Genomic DNA, 23,465 nt, shown 5'->3' on the forward strand with positions numbered 1-23,465 from the left:
TGGTCCTTCTCCCGCTCCGACGGGAGAAGGAAAGCAGACCGCGCGCTCGGCGCAGCCGCCGGGTCCGGCCGAACGGGCCCGCGGGGCGGGGACGTTCGGGGCGGCGGCTCAGTGCACGCCGTGCGGGCGGAACTGGATGCTGATGCGCGGACCGGCCGCCCGGGTGCTCTTCGGGATCGCGTGCTCCCAGGTGCGCTGGCAGGATCCGCCCATCACGACGAGGTCGCCGTGGCCCAGCGGGCGGCGCACGGTGTCCCGGCCGCCCCGCAGGGGCCGCAGCAGCAGGTCCCGGGGTGCCCCGACGGACAGGATGGCGACCATCGTGTCCTCACGGGCGCCGCGCCCGATCCGGTCGCCGTGCCAGGCGACGCTGTCGCGGCCGTCGCGGTAGTAGCACAGACCGGCCGTGGTGAACGGCTCGCCCAGCTCCTCGCCGTAGTGGGCGCTCAGCGCGTCCCGCGCCTCGGCCAGTACCGGGTGGGGCAGCGCCTCGCCGGCGCCGTAGTACGCCAGCAGCCGGGGGACGTCGACGACGTGGTCGTACATCTGGCGCCGCTCCGCGCGCCAGGGCACCTCGGCGGCGAGCTGTTCGAACAGCGCGTCGGAGCCGGAGAGCCACCCGGGCAGCACGTCGAGCCAGGCGCCGAAGCCGAGCTCGGTGCGGTGGATTCCGTCGAGCGGACCGAGGCGCAGCTCGTCGGTCTGGTCGAAGAGGGAGCCCTGGAGGTGCATGTCTGCAGCGTACCTCTTAATCGAAAGTGTGTTCCATCTCGGATTCGGCTCTTTCGATACAGCGATGTATCGAATACATTCCCGTATCGAAAGGAGGCCGACCGTGCAGACGACGACCGGCCGCGTGACCCGGCGCAGGATCCGCACCCGCGCCAACCTCCTGGACGCCGCGTTCGCCGTCTTCGCGGCCAAGGGCTTCGGGCACGTCTCGATCGAGGAGATCTGCGAGGCCGCCGGCTACAGCAGGGGCGCCTTCTACTCCAACTTCTCCAACCTCCACGAGCTGTTCTTCGCCCTGTACCAGGAGCGGGCCGAACTGATCGCCGAGCAGGTGTCCGGGGCGCTCGCCCAGGACGGACCCGGCCTCGACGTCCCGGCCGCCGTGGACCGCGTCACCGACGTGCTCCTCCTGGACCGGGACTGGCTCCTGGTGAAGACGGACTTCCTCGTGCACGCCGCCCGCGACCCGGACGTGGCCCGCACCCTGCTGGAACACCGCGCCCGGCTGCGCGGGGCGATCGCCGACCGCCTCGCCCGCGCCCGCGGGCACACCGCGCTGCCCGCCGTCCTCGGCGACACCGACGGCGCCGCCCACGCCGTGGTCGCGGCGTACGACGGCGTCACCACGCAACTGCTGCTGGACCGGGACCTCGAACACGCCCGGACCTGGCTGAAGCAACTGCTCACGGCCCTGCTGACCGACGGCAGCGGCACCCCCGATCACGCGAAGCACTGAGGAAGGGAACGGTCGCCATGGATGCCGACGTCATCGTCGTCGGAGCGGGCCTCGCCGGCCTGGTCGCGGCACACGAACTGACCAGCAGGGGCAGGAGGGTCGCCCTCGTCGACCAGGAGAACGCCGCCAACCTCGGCGGCCAGGCCTTCTGGTCCTTCGGCGGGCTGTTCCTCGTCGACTCGCCGGAACAGCGCCGCCTCGGCATCAAGGACTCCTTCGACCTCGCCTGGAGCGACTGGCGGGGCAGCGCCGGCTTCGACCGCCTCGACGACGAGGACTCTTGGGCCGTGCGCTGGGCCCGTGCCTACGTCGAGTGGGCCGCGGGGGAGAAGCGGTCCTGGCTCGACGGCCACGGCATCAGCTTCCTGCCCACCGTCGGCTGGGCCGAGCGCGGCGACCTCACCGCGCACGGACACGGCAACACCGTGCCCCGCTTCCACGTCGCCTGGGGCACCGGAACCGGTGTGGTCGAACCCTTCGTCCGCCACGCGAAGCAGGCCGCGCGCGACGGCCTGCTCACCTTCCACCACCGCCACCGCGTCGACGCCCTCGTGGTCGAGGGCGGCACGGCCACCGGCGTGCGCGGCACGGTCCTGGCCGACGACACCGCGCCCCGCGGCGTGGCCTCCAACCGCGACCCGATCGGCGAGTTCGAGCTCACCGCCCAGGCCGTCGTCGTCACCAGCGGCGGCATCGGCGCGAACCACGACATCGTCCGCCGCCACTGGCCGGAGCGCCTCGGCACCCCGCCGAAGGAGATGGTGACGGGGGTCCCCGCCTACGTCGACGGGCGGATGCTCGACATCAGCGCCGAGGCCGGCGTACGCCTGGTCAACCGGGACCGCATGTGGCACTACACCGAGGGCCTGCAGAACTGGGACCCGATCTGGCCCGGGCACGGCATCCGCATCCTGCCCGGCCCGTCCTCGATGTGGTTCGACGCCCTCGGCCGCCGCCTGCCCGGCCCGTACCTGCCCGGCTACGACACCCTCGGCACGCTGAAGCACCTGCGCACCACCGAGGACATCGCCGGGTACGACCACTCCTGGTTCATCCTGACGCAGAAGATCATCGAGAAGGAGTTCGCGCTGTCGGGCTCGGAGCAGAACCCCGACATCACCGCCAAGGACCGCGCCGGGTTCCTGAAGGAGCGCATCCTCGGCAAGGGCGCGCCCGGACCGGTGGACGCGTTCCTGCGCAAGGGCGCCGACTTCGTCACCGCGCCCGGCATCGAGCAGCTGGTGGAGAAGATGAACCAGCTCACCGACAAGCCCCTGCTCGACGCCGCGGAGATCAGGCGCCAGATCGAGGCCCGCGATCTGCAGATGGCCAACCCGTACGCCAAGGACGCCCAGGTCCAGGGCATCCGCAACGCCCGCCGCTACATCGGCGACCGCCTCGGCCGGGTCGCCGGCCCGCACCGCATCCTCGACCCGGCCGCCGGCCCCCTCATCGGCGTCAAGCTGCACATCCTCACCCGCAAGACGCTCGGCGGCATCCAGACGGACCTCGACTCCCGGGCCCTCGGCGCCGACGGCAAGCCGGTCGAGGGCCTGTACGCGGCGGGGGAGGTCGCCGGCTTCGGCGGCGGCGGGGTGCACGGCTACAACGCGCTGGAGGGCACCTTCCTCGGCGGCTGCCTCTTCTCCGGGCGCGCCGCGGGGCGGGCGGCGGCCCGGCAGACCGGCTGACGCGGCGGGCGACGGCCCGCCGTCCCGCGCCGGGCGGCGGCCCGCCCTCCCGCGCCGGGTGGGGCCTGCGCTCCGAGAGGGTTCCGCTTTGAGCGAGCCACCGCTGCGAGGGAGCCACTGCTTTGGGGGAGCCACCGCTTCGAGGGGGGCTCGGCTTCGGGGGCCTCCACTTTCGGGGTGGGGCCTCCGCTTTCGGGGGCCCCGTGTTCGGGGGCGGGGCTCCGCTTTCGGGGTGGGGCTGCGCTTTCGGGGTGGGGCCTACGCTCCGAGGAGGCGGGCCAGCACCGAGGCGTGGCTCTCCTCTGGGGTCTTCGAGGCGGTCAGCAGCGTGACCTCGCCCCGGCGGGCCAGCTCCCTGACCCCCTCCAGGGCCTCGGCGGCCTCCTCGGCGGCGAGCTCCGCCCCGTACCGCTCGGCGAACTCCTCGTACGAGCCCTCGCCCGCGTGGTACCAGCGCCGCAGCTCCGTCGACGGGGTGAGGGCCTTCGGCCACTCGTCCACCCGCGCCGCGTCCTTCGCGAGCCCGCGCGGCCACAACCGGTCGACCAGGACGCGCACCCCCTCCTGCGGCTCGGGCGGATCGTAGACACGGCGCACGCGCACGCTCATGGTCGGGCCCCTTCGGCGGCGGACGGACGTGCCGCGAGCGTAACTCCCACCCGGTGGCGACGGCGCGTCGTGCCGAACGGCCGATTCCGCTCGCGTCGGGCGGGTACTCCGTCCGCCTGACCACGTCGAGGGAGGAGGTCACGACATGAGTGCATCGGACGACCTGCCGGTCGTGCGCACACTCGACGAACTCGCCGAGCTGGTGGACGGGCACGAGGGCCTGTATGTGCGCTGGTCCCGCGGCCCGGCGACCGATCTCCGCGACGTGTCGAGCACGGACGATCTGACGGGCGTGTCCATGCCGGGCCTGTCCGCGAATTCGCTCGACGTCGAGGACTGGTGGGAGGACCGGCCCGTCCGCGTGTGGGTGGCGAGGCGGCTGTACGACTACGCCCATCTGCCGCACGAGAAGGGGCCCGGGGTCCGCCCCTGGGTCCTCGCGGGCAAGGAGTGCGCGCGAGGACCGGACAACGAACCCCTGGTCATCGACGTCGACGCGATGGGCTGGATCGACCAGCAGGTGATCGACGAGGCGAAGGCGGAGGTGGCGCGGCAGGAGAAGCCCTGGGGGACGCTGCGGCGCAACTGAGCCCCACACGACGACCGCGCGGTGCCCGGGCCGGAGAACGGCCCGGGCACCGCGCGGTGCACGGACATCACATGGGTCACGCAGGTCACGGGCATCACGTGGGTCACGCAGGTCACGACATCACGTGGGTCACCGGGTCACCTGATGCCCGTGCCCGTGCGGTCACGCGGGCGAGAAGGCGGGCCGCCCGCGGCCTGTACGGCTGCGGGCGGCCCGTCCGGTTCAGCCCGAGCGGCGCCGGGCCGCGGCGCGCCGCTTCAGCGCCCGCCGCTCGTCCTCACTCGTCCCACCCCACACGCCGATGGACTGTCCCGTGTCCAGCGCCCACTCCAGGCACTGCTCCTGTACCGGGCAGCGCCGGCACACCGCCTTGGCCTGCTGGGTCTGCATCAGGGCCGGGCCGGAGGTGCCGATCGGGAAGAAGAGCTCGGGGTCCTCGTGCCGGCAGGCAGCGTGGTCTCGCCAGTTGTCCATCGAAGTCACCTGCATCGCAGTAGAAACGTGCCCTTTCGGATGCTTACTCCTCTTCGGGTCACCTGTCGATGCCCGGTGAAACAGCGCCCGTATGGAGAAACGTTCACACCCGTTCACTGCTCCCGCATGCCCCAGGGGGAGCCGTAGGCGGTCAGCAGATCGAGGAACGGCCGAGCCGGGAAGGCCTCCGGGCCGAGCACGCCGGACCCCGACCAGGCGCCCGTGGCGAGGAGTTCGAGCGCGACGACCGGGTTGACGGCCGTCTGCCACACCACGGCCTGCGAGCCGTACTCCGCCATGGACCACTGGTTGTCGACCACGTGGTACAGGTACACCTCGCGCGGCCTGCCGTCCTTCACGCCCCGCACCCAGGTGCCCGCGCACGTCTTGCCGTGCATCCGCTCGCCCAGCGTGGCCGGGTCGGGCAGGCAGGCGGCGACCACGTCCCGGGGCGAGACCGCCACGGGACCCCGCGGTCCCGGCACGGTCACCGGGTCGGTGCGGTCCAGGCCCAGCAGGTGCAGGGTCCGCAGGGTCTCGACGAACTCCCGGCCCAGGCCGTACTTGAAGGTGACCCGGCGCGCGTCGACCCAGCGGGGGATCAGCAGCACCTCCTCGTGCTCCACGTTCACGCATTCGACCTCCCCGATGCCCTCGGGGAAGTCGAACACCTCGGGCTCGCTGAAGGGCGCGGTGGTGTACCAGCCCCGGTCCGCCTCGTAGACGACCGGCGGGTTGAGGCACTCCTCGATGGTGGTCCAGATGCTGAACGAGGGCGCGAAGTCGTAGCCGTCGACGGTGAGGTTCGCGCCGTCCCGGATGCCGATCTCCTCGATCTCGTCGAAGAGCTCGTCGGCGGCGTGGCGGGCGAACACGTCCGACAGGCCCGGCTCCACACCCATCCCGACCAGGGCCAGCAGCCCTTCCTTCTCCCACTGCCCGGCCTGGGCGAACTGCTCGTCGCCGAGCTTGACCCCGCACTCCTCGTACGGCAGCTCCGGGTGCGGCCGGGACAGCGACATCGCCATGTCGACATAGGTCGCGCCCGCGGCCCGGGCCGCGCGGAACAGCGGCATCACGAAGCGGGGGTCCGTGGCGTTGAGCAGGACGTCACAGCGGTGCGAGGCCAGCAGGGCGGCCACGGCCGCCTCGTCGCCCGCGTCGACCCGTTCGGCGGTGAACCGCGGATCGTCACCGAGCGCCGCGACCGCCGCCGTCGCCCGGTCCGGGTCGTAGTCGGCGACGACCATCGCCTCGAAGAACGGCCGCCGGGCGGCGATCCGGGTGATCGCGCCGCCCACACCGCCGGCACCCACGAGCAGTACACGCATGTCAGAAACTCCCTCTGTGCGAAGAACGTGGCGCGCCCTCGGGGGAGATACAACGCCGCTCGCCGACATAAGGTCAATGGCGTTGGCATAAGGACGGGAACACCGGACCGAGGAGGAGAGCGACGTGCCCAAGCCCGTGGTGCCCGAGGGTGAACGCCGCCGGCGCAGGCCCACCAAGCGCGGCACGGTGCTGTCCGAGGAACTGATCGTCCGGACGGCGCTGCGCATGCTGCGCGAGCACGGCAGCGCGGGCCTGACCGCCCGCCGCCTCGGTCTCGCCCTGGACGCCGACCCGAGCACGCTCTACCGGTACTTCCGGGGCATGGACGACCTGACCCTCGCCATCGGTGACGCCCTGATCGGCCGGGCGCTCGACGGCTGGCGGCGCACGGGGGAGTGGCGTGCGGACCTGCGGGCGTTCGGGCTGGCCGTGCACGCCGCGTACGTGGAGCATCCGCAGGCGGCGGTGCTCACCGCGAGCCGGGTCTCGGGCCGGGCCAACGAACTCGCGGCCGACGAGGCGGTCCTGGACGTCCTGCGCACGGCGGGCTTCCCGCTGCCGGAGGCGGTGCGGGTGTACCACGCCTTCATCGACACCACGCTGGGCTTCGCGGCCCTGGACGCCGCCGCCCTGGCCCTGCCCGGCGACTCCCTCCGGGCCGACGAGGACATGTGGCGCTCGACCTACGCCCGGCTGCCCGCCGCCACCCACCCCCGCATCGCCGAGGCGGCCCCCCTGCTCGCCACGCGGATGGTCACCAGTGCCTATCCGACGGCCCTGGAGATGCTCCTGGACAGCGCGGCGGCCCGGCTGGAGACCCTCAGGGACTAGGACGCCGGGGTCAGTAGGTGCGGGCGCGGACGCAGCTGCGCAAGGCACCCGTTCGTCGTTGCCGGGTGCGGTCAGGTGCGCAGGGCACCCGCCGCCGTGGCCGTGACCGTCTCCGCCACCCGGGCCAGGGCCGGCGAGTCGAGCTTCCACTGCTGCCAGTACAGCGGCACGTCCACGCTCCGGTCCGGGGCGATGCCGAGGAGCCGCCCGGTGCGCAGCAGGGGTTCCGCCTGGGTCTCCGGCACCAGGCCCCAGCCCAGCCCGGCGGCGACCGCCTCGACGAAGCCCTCCGACGTGGGCACGTAGTGGCGCAGCGCGCTCGCGCCGCTGCGTCCGGCGGTGAGCCGCCGCACGAAGCCGTCCTGGAAGTCGTCGCGCAGGTCGAAGACCACCACGGGCGCCCGGCGCAGCGCCTCGGCCAGCGGCCCGGCCAGATGGCGCGCGGCGAAGTCCGGCGCGGCGACGGGCAGGTAGCGCATTCGCCCCAGCGCGCGGACGGAGCAGCCCGGCACGGGATCCGGCGACGAGGTCACCGCCGCCATCACCGCGCCCTCCCGCAGCAGCGCCGCCGTGTGGTCCTCGTCCTCGCGGCGCAGCTCGAAGTACAGGCGCGCCTCCGGCGGCACCCGGGAGAGCACGGGCAGGAACCAGGTGGCCAGCGAGTCCGCGTTCACCGCCACCGACACCCGGGTCGGCTCACCCGTGCCGCTCAGACCGAGCTCGGCGTACGCGTCCCGCTCCAGTCGTGCGACCTGCCGGGCCAAGCGCACCAGGACCTCACCGGACTCGGTCGGCCGCACCGGCTTGGTCCGCATCAGCAGGACCCGGCCCGTGCGCTGCTCCAGCGCCTTCACGCGCTGGCTGATCGCCGAGGGCGTCACGTGCAGCGCGGCCGCCGCCGCGTCGAACGTCCCCTCGTCCACCACGGCCAGCAGGGTCCGCAGCTGATCGAGAGGGAGATCCGGCATCATCACAGCAGCTAATGATACGTAAGAATCTTTAGCTGGACCCGGGACGCCGCCTGTTCGTAGCGTCGGCGTCATGACCAGCACCCTGACCGCCGGCGCCGCCGGTTTCGGCACCGGACTGTCCTTGATCGTCGCCATCGGCGCCCAGAACGCCTTCGTCCTGCGTCAGGGGGTGCGCCGTCAGGCGGTCCTCGCCGTCGTCGCCATCTGCGCGCTGTCGGACGCGCTGCTGATCGCGCTCGGGGTCGGCGGGGTCGGCGCGGTGGTGGTGGCCTGGCCGGGCGCGCTGACGGTGGTCGGCTGGATCGGCGGCGCGTTCCTGCTGGGCTACGGCGCGCTGGCGGCCCGCCGGGTGTTCCGTCCGGGCGGGGGCGCGCTGCGCACGGAGGGGGAGGCGGCAGGTTCGGTGCGCCGGGCCGTACTCACCTGCCTGGCGATGACCTGGCTCAACCCCCACGTCTACCTCGACACGGTCTTCCTGCTGGGCTCCGTCGCGGCCGACCACGGTTCGCTGCGCTGGACGTTCGGCCTGGGTGCCGTGCTGGCCAGCCTGTGCTGGTTCACCGCCCTCGGGTTCGGCGCCCGGCTGCTCGGCCGGTTCCTCGCCGAGCCCGCCGCCTGGCGCGTCCTGGACGGCCTGGTCGCCGCCACGATGATCGTTCTCGGTGTCCTGCTGATCGCCGGAAGCTGACCTCGGCGGCCGGCCGGCCGGCGGCCGGTGCGATAGTGATCCCGCCCGGAAAGATGTAGTGAGCATCGAGAAAGCGACGGCGCGTGGACACCAGTGACAGCACGACCGGACGGCGGGACCGCGAGCCGGAGGCGCCCCGGCGGCGCGGCTGGCGCCGCTGGGCCATGGACACCCGTCCGCTGCGCCGCCCGGCCTACCGGCGGCTGTGGGGCTCCACCGTCGTCACCGCCGTCGGCAGCCAGCTCACCGCCGTGGCCGTCCCCAAGCAGATCTACGACATCACGGGCTCCTCGGCCTGGGTGGGCGCCGCGAGCCTGGCCGGCCTGGTGCCGCTCATCGTGTTCGCCCTGTGGGGCGGGGCGATCGCCGACACCATGGACCGGCGCAAGCTGCTGCTGATCACCAACACCGGCATCGCCGTCACCTCGCTGCTGTTCTGGCTCCAGGCCTTCGCCGGTCTGGAGTCGGTGGCCGCGCTGATGGTGCTCCTCGCGTTGCAGCAGGCCTTCTGGGGGCTGAACGCACCGGCCCGCAGCGCCTCCATCGCCCGTCTGGTCCCCGAGGACGAACTGCCCGCCGCCAACGCCCTCGGCTCCACGGTGATGCAGACCGGGCAGGTGGCCGGGCCCCTGCTCGCCGGCGCTCTCATCCCCGTCGTCGGCCTGCCCGAGCTGTACCTCATCGACGCGCTGGCCCTGTGCGTCACGGTGTGGGCCGTGTACCGGCTGCCTGCGCTGCCGCCCCTGACCGGCGCCACCGCACGGCGCGCGGGCGTGAAGGAGATCGCCGCCGGCTTCCGCTACATGTGGGGGCACACCGTGCTGCTGCTCTCCTTCCTCGCCGACATCGTCGCGATGGTCCTCGGCATGCCCCGGGCCCTGTTCCCGCAGCTCGCCGCCGAGACCTACGCGCCCTACGGCGAAGGGCTCGCGCTGGGTCTGCTGTTCGCGGCGGTCCCCATCGGCGCGGTGCTCGGCGGGCTGTTCTCCGGGACCTTCTCCCGGGCCCGCCGGCACGGCTGGATGGTCATCGGGGCGGTCGTCGTCTGGGGTGCGGCCATCACGGGCTTCGGACTGAGCGCCGACCTCTGGGTCGCGGTGGCGTTCCTGGCCGTCGCCGGGGTCGCCGACATGGTGTCGATGGTGTTCCGGGGCGCGATCCTGCTGTCCGCCGCCACCGACGAGATGCGCGGGCGCATGCAGGGCGTCTTCACCGTCGTCGTGGCGGGCGGCCCGCGTCTGGCCGACGTGCTGCACGGCACCGCGGGCTCCGCCTTCGGCCCGCGCACCGCCGTCGCGGGCGGCGGTCTGCTGGTCGTGGCCGTGATGCTGGTCCTGGCCGCCGCGGTGCCGGCGCTGCGCCGTTACCGGGTCTGACGGATCCGGGGTCTCACAGCGCCCCGCGCCGGTGCAGCGTGTACTGCTCCATGAGCTTGCCCCGGGTCATCTCCAGCCGGTGCGCCAGTACCTCGGCGACGTTGCGCACGAGCGTCAGCCCGAGCTGCGGATCCTCCGCGCACAGGTCCAGCACGGCCCTCGCGTCGAACTCGTAGGCCCGCACCGGGCTGAACGCCACCGCGCCGAAGTCCCAGGTGTACGGCGGGAACAGCCAGGACCAGCCCAGCAGATCGCCCGCGCCGAGACTGGCCACGGTCACCCGTTGCAGGGAGTTGACCTGCTGGTCCAGCGAGACGGCGCCGGAGCGGATGACCCAGAAGCGGTCGGCCGTGCCGTCCGCCTCGAAGATCCGGGCGTCCTCGGGGAAGGACACCTCCCGGGCGAGCGTCATCAGGCGCTGCCGCTGGGGCGGAGGCAGGGCGGTCAGGAGTTTGATCGCTTTGGTCATGCGGAGCTCCTCGCCGGGCGGTCGACTGCGGTGCTGTCCCTACGCCCATTTCAGCCGCTGACGGGGCCGCGGGCACCTCGGCGTACGAGACTTCCTCGGCCGGGCCGTCCGGGCATGAAAAAGCCCTGGCTGGACGGGGGAAACCAGCCAGGGCGTATGCGGTGGCACGGAGGACGGGGGTCGACTCCGCCACCACGTATGAGTGAACGATAAACCATTTTGGGGGCGTTGACCTAGCCCAGAGCGGGTTGCGTGACCGGTTTCACTTCACGGCACCCTCGGCGACGACCCGGACCGTCTCCAGCTCGGGGTCCGTCGGGTCGGGCAGGTGCATGCCCGCCTCCAGCCCGGTCCGCAGGTACGCCAGCACCGCCTCGGTGAGCAGCTCACCCGGCAGGACCGCCGGGATGCCCGGGGGATACGGCGTGATCATCTCCGCGGCGACCCGCCCGGCCGCCTCGGCCACCGGCACGTCCTCGGCCGGACCGAAGAAGGCGTCCCGCGGCAGCACCGCCTGCTCCATCCGCAGCTCCGCGGGCGAGGGAACCCGCACCCGCGGCGCCTCGGGCAGATCCCGCGCGACCCGGGCGAGGTCGCGCAGCGCCGAGAGCAGCTCGCCGGTCGTCTCCCGGTCGTCGCCGTGGGTGATCTGGGCGCCGATCCGGCGGTGGTCCACCAGATGCGCGTCGATCTGACGGTGCTCGCGCAGCCAGTCCGCCGCCTGGAAGCCGGAGATGCCGAGCTCGCCGAGGTCGATGACGCCCGGCAGCGGATCGAAGTCGTCGGACAGTCCGGGGCCGCAGAAGTCGTCGCGGTCGTTGACGTGCAGCCCGTCGATCTCCTCGACGGCGGCCCGCACCTCCGCCGCCAGCTCCAGCGCGCCGCCCATCAGCTCCTCGCCGCGCAGCGCCATCTGCCGGCGCCAGCCGTCCAGGCCCGCGAAGATCAGCACCGACGGGCTGGTGGTGCCCAGCAGGTCCGCACGCATCCCGAGCAGGGCCGGCGGGACGAGGTCGCCCTGGAGGTGGAAGACCGAGCCCTGCTCCAGGCCGCTGCCCATCTTGTGGATGCTGGTCACGCAGATGTCCGCGCCCGCGTCCATCGCCCAGGACGGCAGGCCGGGATGGAACGGCAGGTGCGCGCCCCACGCCTCGTCGACGATCAGCGGCCGCGAGCGCCGGTGGCAGACCTCGGCGATCGCCGCCAGGTCCGCGCAACCGCCGTAGGGGGTGGGGCTCGTGACGAGCGCGCCGCGGGCGTCCGGGTGAGCCTCGAAGGCCCGCTCGAACTCCTCGGCGGACGGCGGATGCGCCAGGTGCCGCTCGGCGTCCCAGCGGGGTTCGACCCAGACCGGCTCGATGCCGGAGATGATCAGGCCCGACACCACGGACTTGTGGGCATCCCGCCCGATCAGCAGCTTCTCGTGCGGACCCGCGACCGACAGCATGGCGGCCTTGACCGACAGGGAGCTGCCGCACGTGCTGAAGAACGTGTGGTCGGCATGGACCGCGTCGGCCATCAGCTCCTGCGCCCGCTGCAGTACCCGGCCCCGCGTGAGCCGGTCGTCCAGACCGCCCGAGGCCAGCACGTCCCCGAGGAACACGGCGTCCCCCAGGATCTCCCGCGCCTCCGGATCGGCGCCGCGGGCCTGCTTGTGCCCCGGCGGCGTGAACGACAGATGCCCCTTGCGGCGGTAGGCGTCCAGGGCTTCCAGAACCGGTGCACGAGTGTGGTCGACTGTCATGCGCACCGGGTTCCCGACCCGGACGGGAACAATCCGCGGGGGCCGTGCCCCGGCCGGCTGGGCCCCGCCGGGCCGGTCAGCCCGGAGCACCCCGGCCGGGCGTCCGGCCACGCCGCCCGGCGGTCAACTCTCCGCCGGATGCCTGCCCGGGTTCAGGATCTCGTCCAGCACCGTCCGGACCGCCTCGTAGGACATGCGCCGTACCGTCGCGTCCCGGGCGCCCTGGGGGTCGGTCGCGCCCAGCTGTTCGCTCCTGGTCTGCCACGCCTGCTCCTCCCGCAGCGCGCACGCCCTCGCACGCTGGATGCGTCGCAGCAGCTCGTCCGAATCCACCACATCGGTCATGACCCCCGCGTACCCCGGCAACGCCCGGAGATGGCACCCGGCCGCCGTCCGGGGGCTTTTCGAGCCGAAGCCGTGCCCCGGAGGTTTGCAGGTGCGGCGACAGGTGAGCCGAAGAGGAGAGCCCGCGGCGCTCGCGAGGTGCGCGTTCGGAACGCCGCGGCAGTCGACGGAAGCAACGGGTCCATGAGCCCGGGACCCGCCCGTGCGCCGGGCCGCGGAACAGTGATCCCGACCCGTCCTTCCGTCCCGACCGACCAGGGAGCAGAAGGATGTGCGACGAGCACATGATCGAATCCGTTTTCGAGCCGCCCGGCGCGAACCGGGCCCGGCCGTGCCAGCCGGCCGAGGCGCGCCGGGCCGTGGAACGGGCCGTGGCCGAACGCTGCCGCGCCACCCGCACCCCGTGCGACGCCGACGCCCTGTCCGACGCGCTGCTCGTCGCCTCGGAGCTGACGACCAACGCCATCCTGCACGGCGGCGGGGTCACCGACTTCCACGTCGACGTCGACGGACCCGGCGTCCGGGTCTCGGTGAGCGACCGCAGCGACCAGTTGCCGGTGACCGCCCCGCGCACCGACCCGCAGGGCCGGACGCGGCACGGCGGCCACGGCTGGCCCATCGTCTGCCGGCTCTCCCGTGACGTACGGGTGTCGGACCTGCCTTCCGGGGGCAAGCGCATCACAGCTGTGGTCCCCCTGACCTGAGCTGCGGCGATCGGAGCCGAAACGGTTCCAGAAGATTGCTCAGCAAAGCGGAGTTTGTTCCACCGGGGTCAGGGCAGACGCAGTTTCGTGCTTCGGACCGGAGGCGCGCCAGCGGGAGCGGTATGGCTGCCCCGGAGGCCGTCGAGGTCGATCCGGGCAGCGACCTTCCCGCGGTCAGTCCCTGAAACCACCGTTCAGGAGCGAATCCGCATGCTCATCGAAACGCCCACCAACCGTCCCGGCACGCCCGAAGCGACGACCACCGCCACGAAGCGGCGTCACGACGACGCGCCCGACACCGCCGCTCTCTTCGCCCGAATGGCGGAGCTGGAAGAGGGGCCCGAGAGGGAAGCCGTCCGCGACGAACTGGTCACGCTCTGGCTGCCCATGGCCCACCGCATCGCCGGCCGCTTCCGCGACCGCGGCGAGTCCATCGAGGACCTCCGCCAGGTCGCCGCCCTGGGGCTCGTCAAGGCCATCGACCGGTTCGACCCGAGCCGGGGAGCCTTCGAGAGCTACGCCGTCCCCACCATCACCGGCGAGGTCAAGCGCCACTTCCGGGACCGCATGTGGGCCCTGAGGGTCCCCCGCCGCGTACAGGAACTGCGCAACAAGGTCCGCGTCGCACGGCGTGAACTCACCCAGAACCCGGGCAGCCCCGAGCCCTCCGTGGCGGACATCGCCACGCACACCGGCCTGACCGAGGACGAGGTCAACGCCGGACTTGAGGCCCTCGACAGCTTCAGCACGCTGTCACTGGACGCCGAGCTGTCCACCGACGACGACGGCTACAGCCTCGCGGACACCCTCGGCGCCGCCGACTCGTCGTACGACACCGTGGTCGACCGCGAGTCCGCCAAGGAAGGCCTGCGCCGCCTGCCGGAGCGGGAACGGGCCATCCTCTACATGCGCTTCTTCGAGGACATGACCCAGAGCCGCATCGCCGACCGGCTGGGCATCTCCCAGATGCACGTCTCCCGCCTCATCAGCCGCAGCTGCGCCCGCGTGCGCGACGAGGTCCTGGGGCAGCGGACGGGCAACCGGGGCACCGGCGGCCCCTCCGCGACAGCCTGACCGACCCGAACCGACAAGGAGCGATACGACATGCTGAGGCCCCATCCCGCCGTGCTGCGCCGCCTCGTGGACGAGTACGAGGCACTGTCGGCCGCCGAGGCCGCAGGCGCGACGGCAGAGGTGAGCGCACGGGCACGCGACCTGGCGTACACGCTGTGCGTGTCCACGGGCACCAGAGACGTCAGGCACGCCCTGGAAGCCGCTCACCAGTGGCTCGCGGCCGCACCCGCACCGGCCCGCGAGACCGTCTCCCTGGTCACCGAGCAGCGCATGGCGACCCCGGAGCCCGCCTGACCGCGTGTGCGCCCGGGGCGACGGGGAAGACGAGCAGCACCGAGGGTCCGGCCGGCGGCGACAGCCGCCGGCCGGACCCTCGCGTCCCCCCACACCGCACGGCGACACCAGGGAGTCCCATGTCCACAGGGCGGCGGCCGGAGGCCGCAGACGACGGCGAGCTGGAGCGGCTGCGCGCCCAGGTGCGCGACCTGCGTGCCCGCGCCCGCGTGTACCCGCTGATCTCCCAGGCCCAGGGCATGCTGCAGGAGCGGTACGCGCTGGCCGACGGGGAGAGCGCCTTCGCTCTGCTGCAACGGGCCTCCCAGCGCTACAACGTCAAGCTGCGCACCCTGGCGAGCATCCTGGTCACCGTCCCCGGCCCCGACGACCGCGAGCAGCTGTGGTTCCCGCGCCGCGTCCGGCATCCGCAACCGGACCTCACCTTCACCACCGCGCACACCTCCGGCTCCGGGAGCCGCGGCGCCGTCCTGAAGGCCGTCCTGCACCACACGCTGGCGGTGACGGACACCGGCATGGGCAACGTGCAGCTCACCGACCGGGTCCGCGGCGGCCTGCGCATCGAGGAGCACACCGGACTCACGCCGGACTTCGTCGACTTCTTCGCCCACGTCGGGGAGGACGGCACCTCCTGCGCGCAGGCCGCCCGGGACGTCGCCCAGGTCACCGTGCGCGAGGTGGAGAGCGCCCCGGTGTTCACCGAGCCGGCCCGGCAGGCGATCCTCGCGGCGGGCAGCAGGGCCTGTCACAGCGTCCCGCTGACGACCGCGTCCGGACTGTGCGTCGGCATGGTCTCGGCCCACATGGACCGGCCCGTGCGCGGCCTCACCACGACCCAGCTCAAAGCCCTGGACGTCATGGGCGTCCAGGCCGGCCGCTGGCTCGCCTGGCACGACCACACGGTGGTCCGGGACGCCCTGGAGTATCTGCACGCCCTCGGCCGTGCCCGCCGGGGTGCGCGACTGCGGCGGTCCTGACCGTGCCGCGAGGGGCCCTGCCGCGAGCGAGGCGGTCCTGAACCCGTGACGCGAGGGGCCCTGCCGCATCGGCGGGGCACCGGAACGCACACCCGACCGGAATGCCCTGGTCCGAAGGGCGCCCCGGGTGTGCGGCCGCCGACCCGGGGCATCCGGACTCCCGGGAGGTCGACATGAACACGAGTGCGATGGCACGGAGCGGTCGCTTCCGGGCCCGGCGTACGGCGCGCGGCTCGGTGACCGAGGGGGCGGCACGGGCGGGCTTCACCGCCCGGGGCGTGATCTATCTGCTCGTCGGGGTCCTGGCCCTGCAGATCGCCTTCGGCGACACCGGCCGGCAGGCCGACCGCGGCGGAGCGCTCCAGGAACTGGCACACAAGCCGTTCGGCGCGGTCCTGCTGTGGGCCCTGGGCATCGGCCTCGTCGGCATGGCCCTGTGGCGGCTGTCCGAGGTGATCTTCGGCTCCGTCGGCAAGGACGGCCGCAGCCCCCGCAAGCGGCTGATGGCGGCGGCCCGCTGCGCCTTCTACGTCTTCGTCGCCTACTCGGTGCTGGCGTTCGCGGTCAGCCGCCACCAGAGCGGCAACTCCAGCGACCAGCAGTCCCGGGACGCCACGGCCCGGGCCCTGGAGATCCCCGGCGGTCAGTGGCTGGTCGGCGCCGCCGGGCTCGTCGTCGTGGGCGCCGGTGGCTGGATCGCCGTCCGTGCCGTCATGCGCAAGTACCACGACAAGCTCCGGCTGGGACAAATGAGCCGTCGCACCCGGCGGCTGGTGGACGTCACGGGCGTGGCCGGCGGCGCCGCCCGCGGGCTGGTCTTCGCCGTCGCCGGCGTCTTCGCCGTCCGCGCGGCGATCGACTACGAGCCCGACCGCGCCAAGGGCCTCGACGACACCCTGCGCAGCCTCGCCGAGACCCCGCTCGGCCCCTGGCTGCTGGTGTGCGTCGCGGCCGGACTGGTGCTCTTCGGGGTGTTCTCCTTCGCCATGGCCCGGTGGCGGCGCGTCTGAGTCGCGCCGGACGGGGAACACGATGCGGATGAGCGATTCCGAGATTCCGCATGGCGACGGCCGGCCCGTGGACGTGTACCTGGACCTCCTGCGCATCCGGATGGACACGGAGGACTACAGCCTCCTGATGCGTGTCGTGGAGCCCGTCCTCGAGGCGATCGACGAGGAACGCCTGTCCAGCCTCGACTTCGCGCTCGACTCCGGGGACGACGACGAACTGCCCCAGGAGGTCCGTGACGAGGTCGCCCTCGTCATCGCCACCGCCGTCACCGGCCGCCTGGACAACGAGGTGGTCGAACTCGACGTCGACGACACCGGACCCATCCGGATCGTCACCGACGCGACCACCGCGTCCGACCCCGTCCGGCTCGGCGAGATAGCCGACTACATCAAGGAACGGCACCGGCAGACCGAGGAACTGCGGGGCATCGCCGAGGTGAGCGGACTGCCCACCGACTTCTGACCGGCGGTGCCGCCTCGGTCCGGCGCTCACCTCCCGGGCGTCGCCACCGGCACGCCCAGCGGCCGGGCGAGACCGACCACGGCCTCGTCCAGCCGCTCCAGATGCCGCAGCACGCGGTCGGTGATGCGGCCGTAGCGCGGCGTGCCAGCGTCGGAACCCAGCAGCGAGGCGATGCTCGGCCCGGTCTCCACCTCCGCCGCGGCGTGCTCGTCGGCGACCCGGGCCGCGATGGCCCGGATGTTGCGCACGGTGCGCCCGGCCGCCCCGCGCAGCCGCGGGTCCGCCGCGATCGACGGATGCGTGGGCAGCAGCTCGGCGGTGGCCGCCAGCGTCCGCGCGTGGTACGCGCACGTCTCCAGCAGGGCCACCACGTAACGGGCCGTGTCCCGCCGGGCCCGCAGCGGCGTGACCGGATGCGTCAGCGGCTGGGTGGCGGCCCGCAGATCGGCCAGGGCCTGGTCCAGGTCGCGCGCCTTGTCCAGCAGGTCGTCGGAGGGACCGCCGCTGAGCTGCCCGACCGCGGCCTCCGCGACCTCGGCCAGCCGGTCCAGGACGGTTTCGAGCAGCTCGTTCGTCCGCCGGTCCGTCCGCACGGGCAGCACCAGCGCCGCCGCGACCACACCGCACACGGCGCCGATCGCCGTCTCCTCGATCCGCAGCACCAGCACGTCGAGGCTGTAGGTGTGCAGCAGCGTGTACAGCAGCCCCAGCATCGCCGTGACGAAGAACGACATCAGCGTGTACGACAGCGGCGCCGTGTAGAACATCGCGAAGATCAGCACCAGCACCAGGGCGAACGCCGTCACGGTGTGCTGCCCGACCAGCCCCGCCAGCGCGATGCCGGCCACGACGCCGAAGACCGTGCCCAGCAGCCGCCGGTACCCCTTGACCAGGATCTCGCCCGTGGACGACGTGTTGATGAAGACGATCCAGCAGGTCAGCACCGCCCAGTACCAGCGTTGCGTGGACAGCAGCTCCCCGCCCGCGATGGCCAGCGAGGAGCCGACCGCGACCTGCACGGCCGCCCGCGTGGTCGGGCGCCGCAGCCCCGTCTGCTCCTCCTGCGCCGGTTCCTCGGCGCCGCCGTCGAGCGCGGCCTCCTCGGCGTCCAGCTCCTCGCGGGAGCGGACGGTGGCGGGGGAGTCGTCGGACTCGTCCTGCGGGCCGTCCAGGGCGATCCGCAGGCCCAGCACCGCGCGGGCCGCCTCGCCGATGCCGCGGAAGACGTCCTGCACGGCGGCCGGGGCGGGCGGCAGGTTCTCCTCGTCCCGGTAGCCGAGGAGCCGGTTGCGCACATGCGCCAGCGCGGTGCCCGTGTCGCCGCCGCCGGCGCGCAGCACCAGCGTGTGCAGTGCCCGCAGATCCCGGCGCAGGGTGTCGGTGGACTCGTCGGGCACGGGCGGCACGGCCACCGACGGGGCCGGAGCACCCGGCAGATGCAGGGTGAGCGTGTCGGCCCGTTCGGCGCTGCGGGCCGACAGCAGCAGCAGGCCGAGCCGCTCGGCGGCGATCTCGGCGTCCGCGATCCGGCGCTGCACCAGACGCGCCGCCGACTCGTCCGGAGTGCCCTCCTCCAGCCGCCCCTGGATCATCATCGCGGTCTCGTGCAGCCGCGCGGTGCCCTCGCGCACGGCCCCCAGCGCCTTGTCCATGTCGTCCTCGCCGGCGTCGAGGAGGTCGAGCTGCGCGGACACCAGCTGGGCCAGCCGGGCCCGGAAGGCCAGGCGCAACCGCACCAGCACGCCCGCCGGCGTCGCGGGCAGCACCGCGAACCGCAGCACGGCACTGGAGACGAAGGCCACCGCGATGGCGCCGTACAGGCCGGGCAGCGCGGAGACGGTGGCACCGACGAACAGGGACAGGAAGTAGACCTGGAAGGCGATCAGCCCGAGCGCGGTGCCCCGGTCGCCGAACCGGCGGCCGTAGACCGCGCAGAAGATCAGCACGACGAAGAAGGCGTCACCGACGACACGGCGCTCGCCGAGCACCGCGCTCAGGCTCACCGAGGCCAGCGCCACCGGCAGCCCCAGGGCCAGCGTCACGGCCTGGGCGCCCGGCTGCTTCTCCCGGATGGCGAAGGTGGCCACCATGGCCGCCATGGCCCCCGCCACCAGATGGGGCACGTCGGTCCCCGCCAGGGAGAGCACGGCGAGGGTGAGGGCGATCGCGCCGACCGTCCGCAGTCCGGCCGTCAGGCGCAGCAGCCCCGGGTCGGAGGCCGCGATCCGGTCCCGCAGCCGTGTCCGCACCGAGTGTCCCGCTGCCCTCACGCCGCCGCACTCTCTCCCGACTCACACACCAAGATCCGCGCCTCAGCATGTCATGCCCCGCGCGGCAGCCTCCGCCCGGGCCGGGCGCTACCGCCGTCCGGCTCCCTCGACGTGCGCCCGCACCTGCTCCGGCGTCATGTAGGCGTCGGTGTACTCGAAGTCCTTCAGCCGCGCGGGCTTGCGCGCCTGGAACCCGGTCCGCACGAAGTCGTCACCGGCGACCGCGTTGAGCAGCCAGTTCGTCATCACCCGCGTCTTGGCGACGTTGGTGCGCAGCGCCGACCAGTGGTATCCGCGGGCGACGGCCTGGGCGGGCAGGCCGCGCAGCTCGATGCCCAGCGGCTTGGACACCGCGTCGGTGCCGCCGAGGTCGACCACCAGCCCCAGGTCCTTGTGGACGTACGGCGTCATCGACTGCCCGCGCAGCGAGGCGATGACGTTGTCGGCGACGTGCTTGCCCTGCCGCAGCGCGTGTTGCGCGGTCGGCGGGCACATGGCCCCGTCGCCCTTGGCCAGGTCGGGTACGGCGGCCGAGTCGCCGAGCGCGAACACACCGTCGCAGCCGGGCAGGTTCATCTCGGCGGCGACCGCGAGACGGCCCTTGACGGTCTCCGCGCCCAGCGTGGCGATCAGCGGGCTGGCGACGACACCGGCGGTCCAGATGAGCGTGCGGGTGGGGATCACCCGCCCGTCGGTGAAGGTGACCTCCTCGGGGCCGGCTTTCGCGATGGAGGTGCCCAGGGAGATCTCGATGCCGCGTCGCTGCAGGATCTCCTGCGCGCTGCGGCCGAGTTTCTCACCCAGCTCCGGCATCAGCTTCGGCGCGATGTCGATCAGGTGCCACTTGATCAGACCCGGGTCCAGCCGCGGGTAGCGCTTGACGGCGGCGTGCGTCAGCCGCTGCAGGCAGGCCGCGGTCTCGGTGCCCGCGTAGCCGCCGCCGACCACCACGAACTGCAGTCGCGAGGCCCGCTCCTGGGGGTCCTGGCTCGCGTCGGCCAGGTCCAGCTGGGAGATGACGTGGTCCCGGATGTAGGCCGCCTCGGCGAGCGTCTTCATCCCGAACGCGTGCTCCGTCAGGCCCGGGATGTCGAAGGTCCGGGTGATGCTGCCGGGTGCCAGCACGATGTAGTCGTACGGCTCGTTGACGATCTCGTCGGTGATGGTGCGGATGACGCACACCTTCGCCTTCAGGTCGACGCCGATGGCGCCGCCCGGAATGATGCGCGTGCGGTACTTCTTGCTGCGGCGCAGGGAGACGGCGATCGACTGCGGCGTCAGCACGCCGGAGGCGACCTGGGGGAGCAGCGGAAGATAGAGCTGGTAGGCGAACGGCGTCACCAGAGTGACGTCGGCCTCGTCCGGGGAGAGTTTCCGTTCCAGACGGCGGACGCACTCCACGCCGGCGAAGCCTGCGCCAACCACCAGGATCCTGGGTCGTGTCACGGTGTTCATCCCTTTCTGCGGCTCCAGGCGGTCTGCCTCGAACGCCTTTCGCCTGCCCCTGGATCGCCGGTTCGCACCCTCTCGATCCCACCGCGTCTTCGGCCGGGGCGCCAGCCGGACGTGGCAGGCAGACGAACGCGTCGATCACCACCATGCCCGTCCGGTGGCCGAAAAGCACCGGGTGGGAGTGAAGAGCGCGTGCACACCGCCCGGACCGAAGGCCCGTCAGGTCGTCGCGTCGCCCCGGACGTGACACAGCAGCAGGCACACGTCGTCGTCGCGCTCGGAGTCGCTCAGCAGCGGATGCAGGATCCGGTCCGCCGAGCCCTCCAGATCCGCGTCCAGCTCCGCGGAGCCGAACCGCCCCAGTGCCGCGGCCAGCCGCTCGATCCCCGGGTCTATGCCCTGCGCGCGCCGCTCCACCAGCCCGTCCGTGTACAGCGCGAGCGTCGAACCCGGCGTCAGATGCACCGTGTGGTCGTCGATCTCCTGGGTGAGCGGGATGCCGAGCATCGCACCGGGCTTGGCGTCGAGGGTGCGCACCGTGCCGTCGGCCAGACGCAGCACCGGCGGCGGATGGCCCGCGGCGGCCCACGTCAGCGTCGGCTCGTCGGGGTGGAACCGGGCGATGACGGCCGTGGCGTACAGATCGGGCTGCAGATGGTGCAGGAACCGGTGCAGCCGGGTCAGCAGCCGGCCCGGGCTGTCACCGTCGACGGCGTACGCCCGCAGCGCGGTGCGCAACTGGCTCATCATCACCGCCGCGTGCAGCCCGTGCCCGGTCACGTCGCCGATGACGGTGATGAGCCCGCCGTCCCGCTGCGGGAACGCGTCGTACCAGTCACCGCCGATGTTCAGGCCGTGCGTGGCCGGCAGGTACCGCGCGGCCAGGCTCAGGCCGGGCGTGGCCGGCAGGTCCGTGAGCAGGGCCCGTTGCAGCGTCTCGGCGATGTCGCGGTTGTGCTCGAAGCGGCGGGCGTTGTCGATGGCGATGCTCGCCCGCCGGGTCAGCTCGATCAGCATCACCGCGTCGTCGGGGTCCCAGCGCGCGCCGGGCGGCGACAGCGTCAGCACCCCCAGCGGGGCCCGCCGCGTCGGCAGCGGCACGCACAGCAGAGGCCTGCCGGGGTCCAGCGCCGACGGCGGCTGGTCGTCCACGCCGGGCAGCCGGCCCGGGTGGTCGGCCGCGTACTGGGGCCGCCCGGTCCGCGCGGCCAGCACCGCTGCGGCTGGGTGGGGCGTCGTCCGGTGCTTGTCGTCCTCGTCGAACAGCCAGACGTCGACGCTGCTCGCGTACTCGGGCACCAGCAGCTCGGGCAGCCGGCGCACGATCTCCTCGTGGTTGAGGGAGGCCGTCAGCACGGCGCTGGCGTCCGCGAGGAACGTCAGCCTGCGCCGTGCGCTCTCCGCCTCGTTGCGGGCGCTGCGTTCGGCGGCGAAGGCCTCGCGCTGCGCCCGTCCGGCCGCGTCCAGCTCGGCGTGCAGGGCCAGCACGCCCTGGTTGGTCTGGTGCAGCTCCTCGCGGTGGAAGGCGACCAGGTCCTCCTGCTCACCGAGCTTGTCCAGCACCACGGCGGTGTCCTCGTCGGCGCCGAGCAGCGCCTCGGCGAGGGCCGCGGGGTCCTCGGCGACGGAACCGGCGTCCGTGGCCTCGGCCGCCTCGGGGCAGGGGACCGTGACCTCCCAGGGCGGTTCCCCGGCGGCGCACGCCTCCGGGGACGGGGTCACGACGGCGTGCAGCAGCCCTTCCTCGTCGGGTGAGCCGGCGAGGTTCAGGGTGAGCAGCCAGGTGCCGCCCTTGGTGAGGCACTGCCGCAGATGGGCGCTGAGGGCGGCGGCGAGCCGGGTCCGTTCGAGGGTGGGCACACCGTGGGCGGCGGCCAGGCGCGCAAGGGCGATCCGGGCGCGTGCCGCGTCGGTGACGGTGGTGATCTGCCAACTGCGCATCATGGGCGTTCCGGCGGGGTGGGGGTCAGCACGGCCACGGCGGTGTCGTCCCGCACCGGCCGGGCGGGACTGCTCGCGTCACGTATCGTCACGGCGGCCGTCACGGCCGGGTCGGCCGCGGGCGCGCCCGCGTCGGACGGCGGCCTCCAGCGGCTGGGCAGGCCGTCGGTGTGCAGGATGAGGATCCGGTCGTCCGCCCAGCCGGCCTCCTCCTCGCGGAGGGTGGTGGGCCGGTGGACGCCGACGATGCCGGGCCGTGACAGCAGGTGCCGCCAGGTGCCGTCCGCGCGCAGCCGCGCCCCGACGTTCCCTATGCCGGCGAACCGGAGCCGGCCGGCCCGCAGGTCGAGCTGTGCCAGCGCCACGGCCGCGCCGCGGGTGCCCCGCAGCGCGTCGTGCAGGTGGCGCAGCGCCTCGGCGGGGGAGAGGTGGGCCCACCGGTGCAGCGCCGCGACGGCGGCGGAGGAGGCCCGGGCGGCTTCCGGCCCGTGCCCCAGCCCGTCCGCCAGCATCAGGGTGACCCGGTCCCCGGCGCGCACCCACGTCCAGGCGTCACCCGAGTACTCGGCTCCGCCGTAGGGGATGTTCACACCGCCGGCCCGTACACCGGCGAGCGGTGCGGAACGTTCACTCGCCGGTGCCTCGCCCACAGCCCGCCCGATCGCGCCGTCACCCTCCGCCGGCCCACGCCCC

The 23,465-nt window shown here is 73.2% G+C and carries 23 protein-coding genes and 1 pseudogene; 12 read left to right on the forward strand and 12 right to left on the reverse strand.

Translation table 11 applies throughout. The features are described from left to right. Positions 1–108: 108 nt before the first annotated feature. Positions 109–732, reverse strand: a complete 624-nt coding sequence (locus ACIGAQ_RS27150; protein WP_311678899.1) for an alpha-ketoglutarate-dependent dioxygenase AlkB — start codon at positions 730–732, stop codon at positions 109–111. A 103-nt stretch (positions 733–835) separates the two neighbouring features. On the opposite strand from ACIGAQ_RS27150, the gene ACIGAQ_RS27155 reads away from it, so the two are divergent. Together ACIGAQ_RS27155 and ACIGAQ_RS27160 are read left to right on the forward strand one after the other, a co-directional pair. Continuing rightward, positions 836–1,468 (forward strand): TetR/AcrR family transcriptional regulator, encoded by a 633-nt coding sequence (locus tag ACIGAQ_RS27155; RefSeq protein WP_399787075.1) that lies wholly within the window; start codon positions 836–838, stop codon positions 1,466–1,468. A gap of 17 nt (positions 1,469–1,485) precedes the next feature. Further along, positions 1,486–3,159: an FAD-binding dehydrogenase gene (locus ACIGAQ_RS27160; RefSeq protein WP_399787078.1), complete on the forward strand. Its 1,674-nt coding sequence runs from the start codon at positions 1,486–1,488 to the stop codon at positions 3,157–3,159. A gap of 258 nt (positions 3,160–3,417) precedes the next feature. On the opposite strand, the gene ACIGAQ_RS27165 is transcribed toward ACIGAQ_RS27160, so the two are convergent. Then, positions 3,418–3,768 carry a DUF488 domain-containing protein gene (locus tag ACIGAQ_RS27165; RefSeq protein WP_399787081.1) on the reverse strand — a complete coding sequence of 117 codons (351 nt, stop codon included), beginning with the start codon at positions 3,766–3,768 and terminating at the stop codon, positions 3,418–3,420. A gap of 145 nt (positions 3,769–3,913) precedes the next feature. Between ACIGAQ_RS27165 and ACIGAQ_RS27170 the strand changes: the two genes are divergently transcribed. After that, entirely contained in the window at positions 3,914–4,357 is a 444-nt protein-coding gene (locus ACIGAQ_RS27170) for a DUF6098 family protein (RefSeq protein WP_311678893.1), read from the forward strand. A 222-nt stretch (positions 4,358–4,579) separates the two neighbouring features. Here the strand turns inward: ACIGAQ_RS27170 and ACIGAQ_RS27175 are convergent, their stop codons facing one another. Further along, entirely contained in the window at positions 4,580–4,831 is a 252-nt protein-coding gene (locus tag ACIGAQ_RS27175; RefSeq protein WP_094052119.1) for a WhiB family transcriptional regulator, read from the reverse strand. Positions 4,832–4,944: 113 nt separating this feature from the next. Further along, positions 4,945–6,162, reverse strand: a complete 1,218-nt coding sequence (locus tag ACIGAQ_RS27180; protein ID WP_311678890.1) for a saccharopine dehydrogenase C-terminal domain-containing protein — start codon at positions 6,160–6,162, stop codon at positions 4,945–4,947. A 124-nt stretch (positions 6,163–6,286) separates the two neighbouring features. On the opposite strand from ACIGAQ_RS27180, the gene ACIGAQ_RS27185 reads away from it, so the two are divergent. After that, a complete protein-coding gene (locus ACIGAQ_RS27185; RefSeq protein WP_311678888.1) occupies positions 6,287–6,994 on the forward strand; it encodes a TetR/AcrR family transcriptional regulator in 708 nt (235 codons plus the stop codon). A 71-nt stretch (positions 6,995–7,065) separates the two neighbouring features. On the opposite strand, the gene ACIGAQ_RS27190 is transcribed toward ACIGAQ_RS27185, so the two are convergent. Continuing rightward, positions 7,066–7,965, reverse strand: coding sequence for a LysR family transcriptional regulator ArgP (locus ACIGAQ_RS27190; protein ID WP_399787085.1), 900 nt, complete (start codon positions 7,963–7,965; stop codon positions 7,066–7,068). Positions 7,966–8,035: 70 nt separating this feature from the next. On the opposite strand from ACIGAQ_RS27190, the gene ACIGAQ_RS27195 reads away from it, so the two are divergent. Beyond that, entirely contained in the window at positions 8,036–8,653 is a 618-nt protein-coding gene (locus tag ACIGAQ_RS27195; RefSeq protein WP_362285372.1) for a LysE/ArgO family amino acid transporter, read from the forward strand. 83 nt (positions 8,654–8,736) lie between these two features. Continuing rightward, positions 8,737–10,029, forward strand: coding sequence for an MFS transporter (locus ACIGAQ_RS27200; RefSeq protein WP_311678885.1), 1,293 nt, complete (start codon positions 8,737–8,739; stop codon positions 10,027–10,029). 13 nt (positions 10,030–10,042) lie between these two features. On the opposite strand, the gene ACIGAQ_RS27205 is transcribed toward ACIGAQ_RS27200, so the two are convergent. From ACIGAQ_RS27205 to ACIGAQ_RS27215, 3 genes are all read right to left on the reverse strand, one after another. Continuing rightward, positions 10,043–10,498: a cyclic nucleotide-binding domain-containing protein gene (locus ACIGAQ_RS27205; protein ID WP_311678883.1), complete on the reverse strand. Its 456-nt coding sequence runs from the start codon at positions 10,496–10,498 to the stop codon at positions 10,043–10,045. A 262-nt stretch (positions 10,499–10,760) separates the two neighbouring features. Beyond that, a complete protein-coding gene (locus tag ACIGAQ_RS27210) occupies positions 10,761–12,242 on the reverse strand; it encodes an aminotransferase class I/II-fold pyridoxal phosphate-dependent enzyme (protein WP_399787090.1) in 1,482 nt (493 codons plus the stop codon). Between the two features lie 123 nt (positions 12,243–12,365). Beyond that, entirely contained in the window at positions 12,366–12,587 is a 222-nt protein-coding gene (locus ACIGAQ_RS27215; RefSeq protein ID WP_362285381.1) for a hypothetical protein, read from the reverse strand. Between the two features lie 269 nt (positions 12,588–12,856). On the opposite strand from ACIGAQ_RS27215, the gene ACIGAQ_RS27220 reads away from it, so the two are divergent. From ACIGAQ_RS27220 to ACIGAQ_RS27245, 6 genes are all read left to right on the forward strand, one after another. Next, the gene (locus ACIGAQ_RS27220) at positions 12,857–13,291 is read left to right on the forward strand and encodes an ATP-binding protein (RefSeq protein ID WP_311678879.1); all 435 of its coding nucleotides are present in this window, start codon (positions 12,857–12,859) and stop codon (positions 13,289–13,291) included. Between the two features lie 210 nt (positions 13,292–13,501). Continuing rightward, positions 13,502–14,365, forward strand: coding sequence for an RNA polymerase sigma factor SigF (locus ACIGAQ_RS27225; protein WP_399787093.1), 864 nt, complete (start codon positions 13,502–13,504; stop codon positions 14,363–14,365). A 30-nt stretch (positions 14,366–14,395) separates the two neighbouring features. Then, entirely contained in the window at positions 14,396–14,659 is a 264-nt protein-coding gene (locus ACIGAQ_RS27230; protein WP_311678876.1) for a DUF5133 domain-containing protein, read from the forward strand. A 119-nt stretch (positions 14,660–14,778) separates the two neighbouring features. Beyond that, positions 14,779–15,636: an ANTAR domain-containing protein gene (locus ACIGAQ_RS27235; RefSeq protein ID WP_399787096.1), complete on the forward strand. Its 858-nt coding sequence runs from the start codon at positions 14,779–14,781 to the stop codon at positions 15,634–15,636. Positions 15,637–15,809: 173 nt separating this feature from the next. Then, positions 15,810–16,646 carry a DUF1206 domain-containing protein gene (locus tag ACIGAQ_RS27240; RefSeq protein WP_362287193.1) on the forward strand — a complete coding sequence of 279 codons (837 nt, stop codon included), beginning with the start codon at positions 15,810–15,812 and terminating at the stop codon, positions 16,644–16,646. Positions 16,647–16,674: 28 nt separating this feature from the next. Further along, on the forward strand, positions 16,675–17,109 hold the full coding sequence (locus tag ACIGAQ_RS27245; RefSeq protein WP_311678872.1) for a hypothetical protein: 435 nt from the start codon (positions 16,675–16,677) through the stop codon (positions 17,107–17,109). 26 nt (positions 17,110–17,135) lie between these two features. On the opposite strand, the gene ACIGAQ_RS27250 is transcribed toward ACIGAQ_RS27245, so the two are convergent. From ACIGAQ_RS27250 to ACIGAQ_RS27265, 4 genes and pseudogenes are all read right to left on the reverse strand, one after another. Continuing rightward, on the reverse strand, positions 17,136–19,379 hold the full coding sequence (locus ACIGAQ_RS27250) for an FUSC family protein (RefSeq protein ID WP_362287190.1): 2,244 nt from the start codon (positions 19,377–19,379) through the stop codon (positions 17,136–17,138). An 87-nt stretch (positions 19,380–19,466) separates the two neighbouring features. Continuing rightward, positions 19,467–20,834, reverse strand: a complete 1,368-nt coding sequence (locus ACIGAQ_RS27255; RefSeq protein WP_362287187.1) for an NAD(P)/FAD-dependent oxidoreductase — start codon at positions 20,832–20,834, stop codon at positions 19,467–19,469. Positions 20,835–21,050: 216 nt separating this feature from the next. Then, the gene (locus tag ACIGAQ_RS27260; RefSeq protein WP_399787101.1) at positions 21,051–22,775 is read right to left on the reverse strand and encodes a PP2C family protein-serine/threonine phosphatase; all 1,725 of its coding nucleotides are present in this window, start codon (positions 22,773–22,775) and stop codon (positions 21,051–21,053) included. Then, positions 22,772–23,380, reverse strand: a pseudogene (locus ACIGAQ_RS27265) (SpoIIE family protein phosphatase); the annotation flags it as partial. The pseudogene ACIGAQ_RS27265 and the gene ACIGAQ_RS27260, both read right to left, overlap by 4 nt. Positions 23,381–23,465 lie beyond the last annotated feature (85 nt).

It is taken from the genome of Streptomyces sp. NPDC085932 (genome assembly GCF_044540525.1).
GTDB lineage: Bacteria > Actinomycetota > Actinomycetes > Streptomycetales > Streptomycetaceae > Streptomyces > Streptomyces levis.

Bases quoted from the DNA above. Each gene is read 5' to 3' on its own strand.
- ACIGAQ_RS27150 (WP_311678899.1), bottom strand. From the start codon at position 732: ATGCACCTCCAGGGCTCCCTCTTCGACCAGACCGACGAGCTGCGCCTC.
- ACIGAQ_RS27160 (WP_399787078.1), top strand. From the start codon at position 1,486: ATGGATGCCGACGTCATCGTCGTCGGAGCGGGCCTCGCCGGCCTGGTC.
- ACIGAQ_RS27165 (WP_399787081.1), bottom strand. From the start codon at position 3,768: ATGAGCGTGCGCGTGCGCCGTGTCTACGATCCGCCCGAGCCGCAGGAG.
- ACIGAQ_RS27170 (WP_311678893.1), top strand. From the start codon at position 3,914: ATGAGTGCATCGGACGACCTGCCGGTCGTGCGCACACTCGACGAACTC.
- ACIGAQ_RS27175 (WP_094052119.1), bottom strand. From the start codon at position 4,831: ATGGACAACTGGCGAGACCACGCTGCCTGCCGGCACGAGGACCCCGAG.
- ACIGAQ_RS27180 (WP_311678890.1), bottom strand. From the start codon at position 6,162: ATGCGTGTACTGCTCGTGGGTGCCGGCGGTGTGGGCGGCGCGATCACC.
- ACIGAQ_RS27190 (WP_399787085.1), bottom strand. From the start codon at position 7,965: ATGATGCCGGATCTCCCTCTCGATCAGCTGCGGACCCTGCTGGCCGTG.
- ACIGAQ_RS27195 (WP_362285372.1), top strand. From the start codon at position 8,036: ATGACCAGCACCCTGACCGCCGGCGCCGCCGGTTTCGGCACCGGACTG.
- ACIGAQ_RS27205 (WP_311678883.1), bottom strand. From the start codon at position 10,498: ATGACCAAAGCGATCAAACTCCTGACCGCCCTGCCTCCGCCCCAGCGG.
- ACIGAQ_RS27210 (WP_399787090.1), bottom strand. From the start codon at position 12,242: ATGACAGTCGACCACACTCGTGCACCGGTTCTGGAAGCCCTGGACGCC.
- ACIGAQ_RS27215 (WP_362285381.1), bottom strand. From the start codon at position 12,587: ATGACCGATGTGGTGGATTCGGACGAGCTGCTGCGACGCATCCAGCGT.
- ACIGAQ_RS27220 (WP_311678879.1), top strand. From the start codon at position 12,857: ATGTGCGACGAGCACATGATCGAATCCGTTTTCGAGCCGCCCGGCGCG.
- ACIGAQ_RS27225 (WP_399787093.1), top strand. From the start codon at position 13,502: ATGCTCATCGAAACGCCCACCAACCGTCCCGGCACGCCCGAAGCGACG.
- ACIGAQ_RS27230 (WP_311678876.1), top strand. From the start codon at position 14,396: ATGCTGAGGCCCCATCCCGCCGTGCTGCGCCGCCTCGTGGACGAGTAC.
- ACIGAQ_RS27235 (WP_399787096.1), top strand. From the start codon at position 14,779: ATGTCCACAGGGCGGCGGCCGGAGGCCGCAGACGACGGCGAGCTGGAG.
- ACIGAQ_RS27240 (WP_362287193.1), top strand. From the start codon at position 15,810: ATGAACACGAGTGCGATGGCACGGAGCGGTCGCTTCCGGGCCCGGCGT.
- ACIGAQ_RS27245 (WP_311678872.1), top strand. From the start codon at position 16,675: ATGAGCGATTCCGAGATTCCGCATGGCGACGGCCGGCCCGTGGACGTG.
- ACIGAQ_RS27255 (WP_362287187.1), bottom strand. From the start codon at position 20,834: ATGAACACCGTGACACGACCCAGGATCCTGGTGGTTGGCGCAGGCTTC.
- ACIGAQ_RS27260 (WP_399787101.1), bottom strand. From the start codon at position 22,775: ATGATGCGCAGTTGGCAGATCACCACCGTCACCGACGCGGCACGCGCC.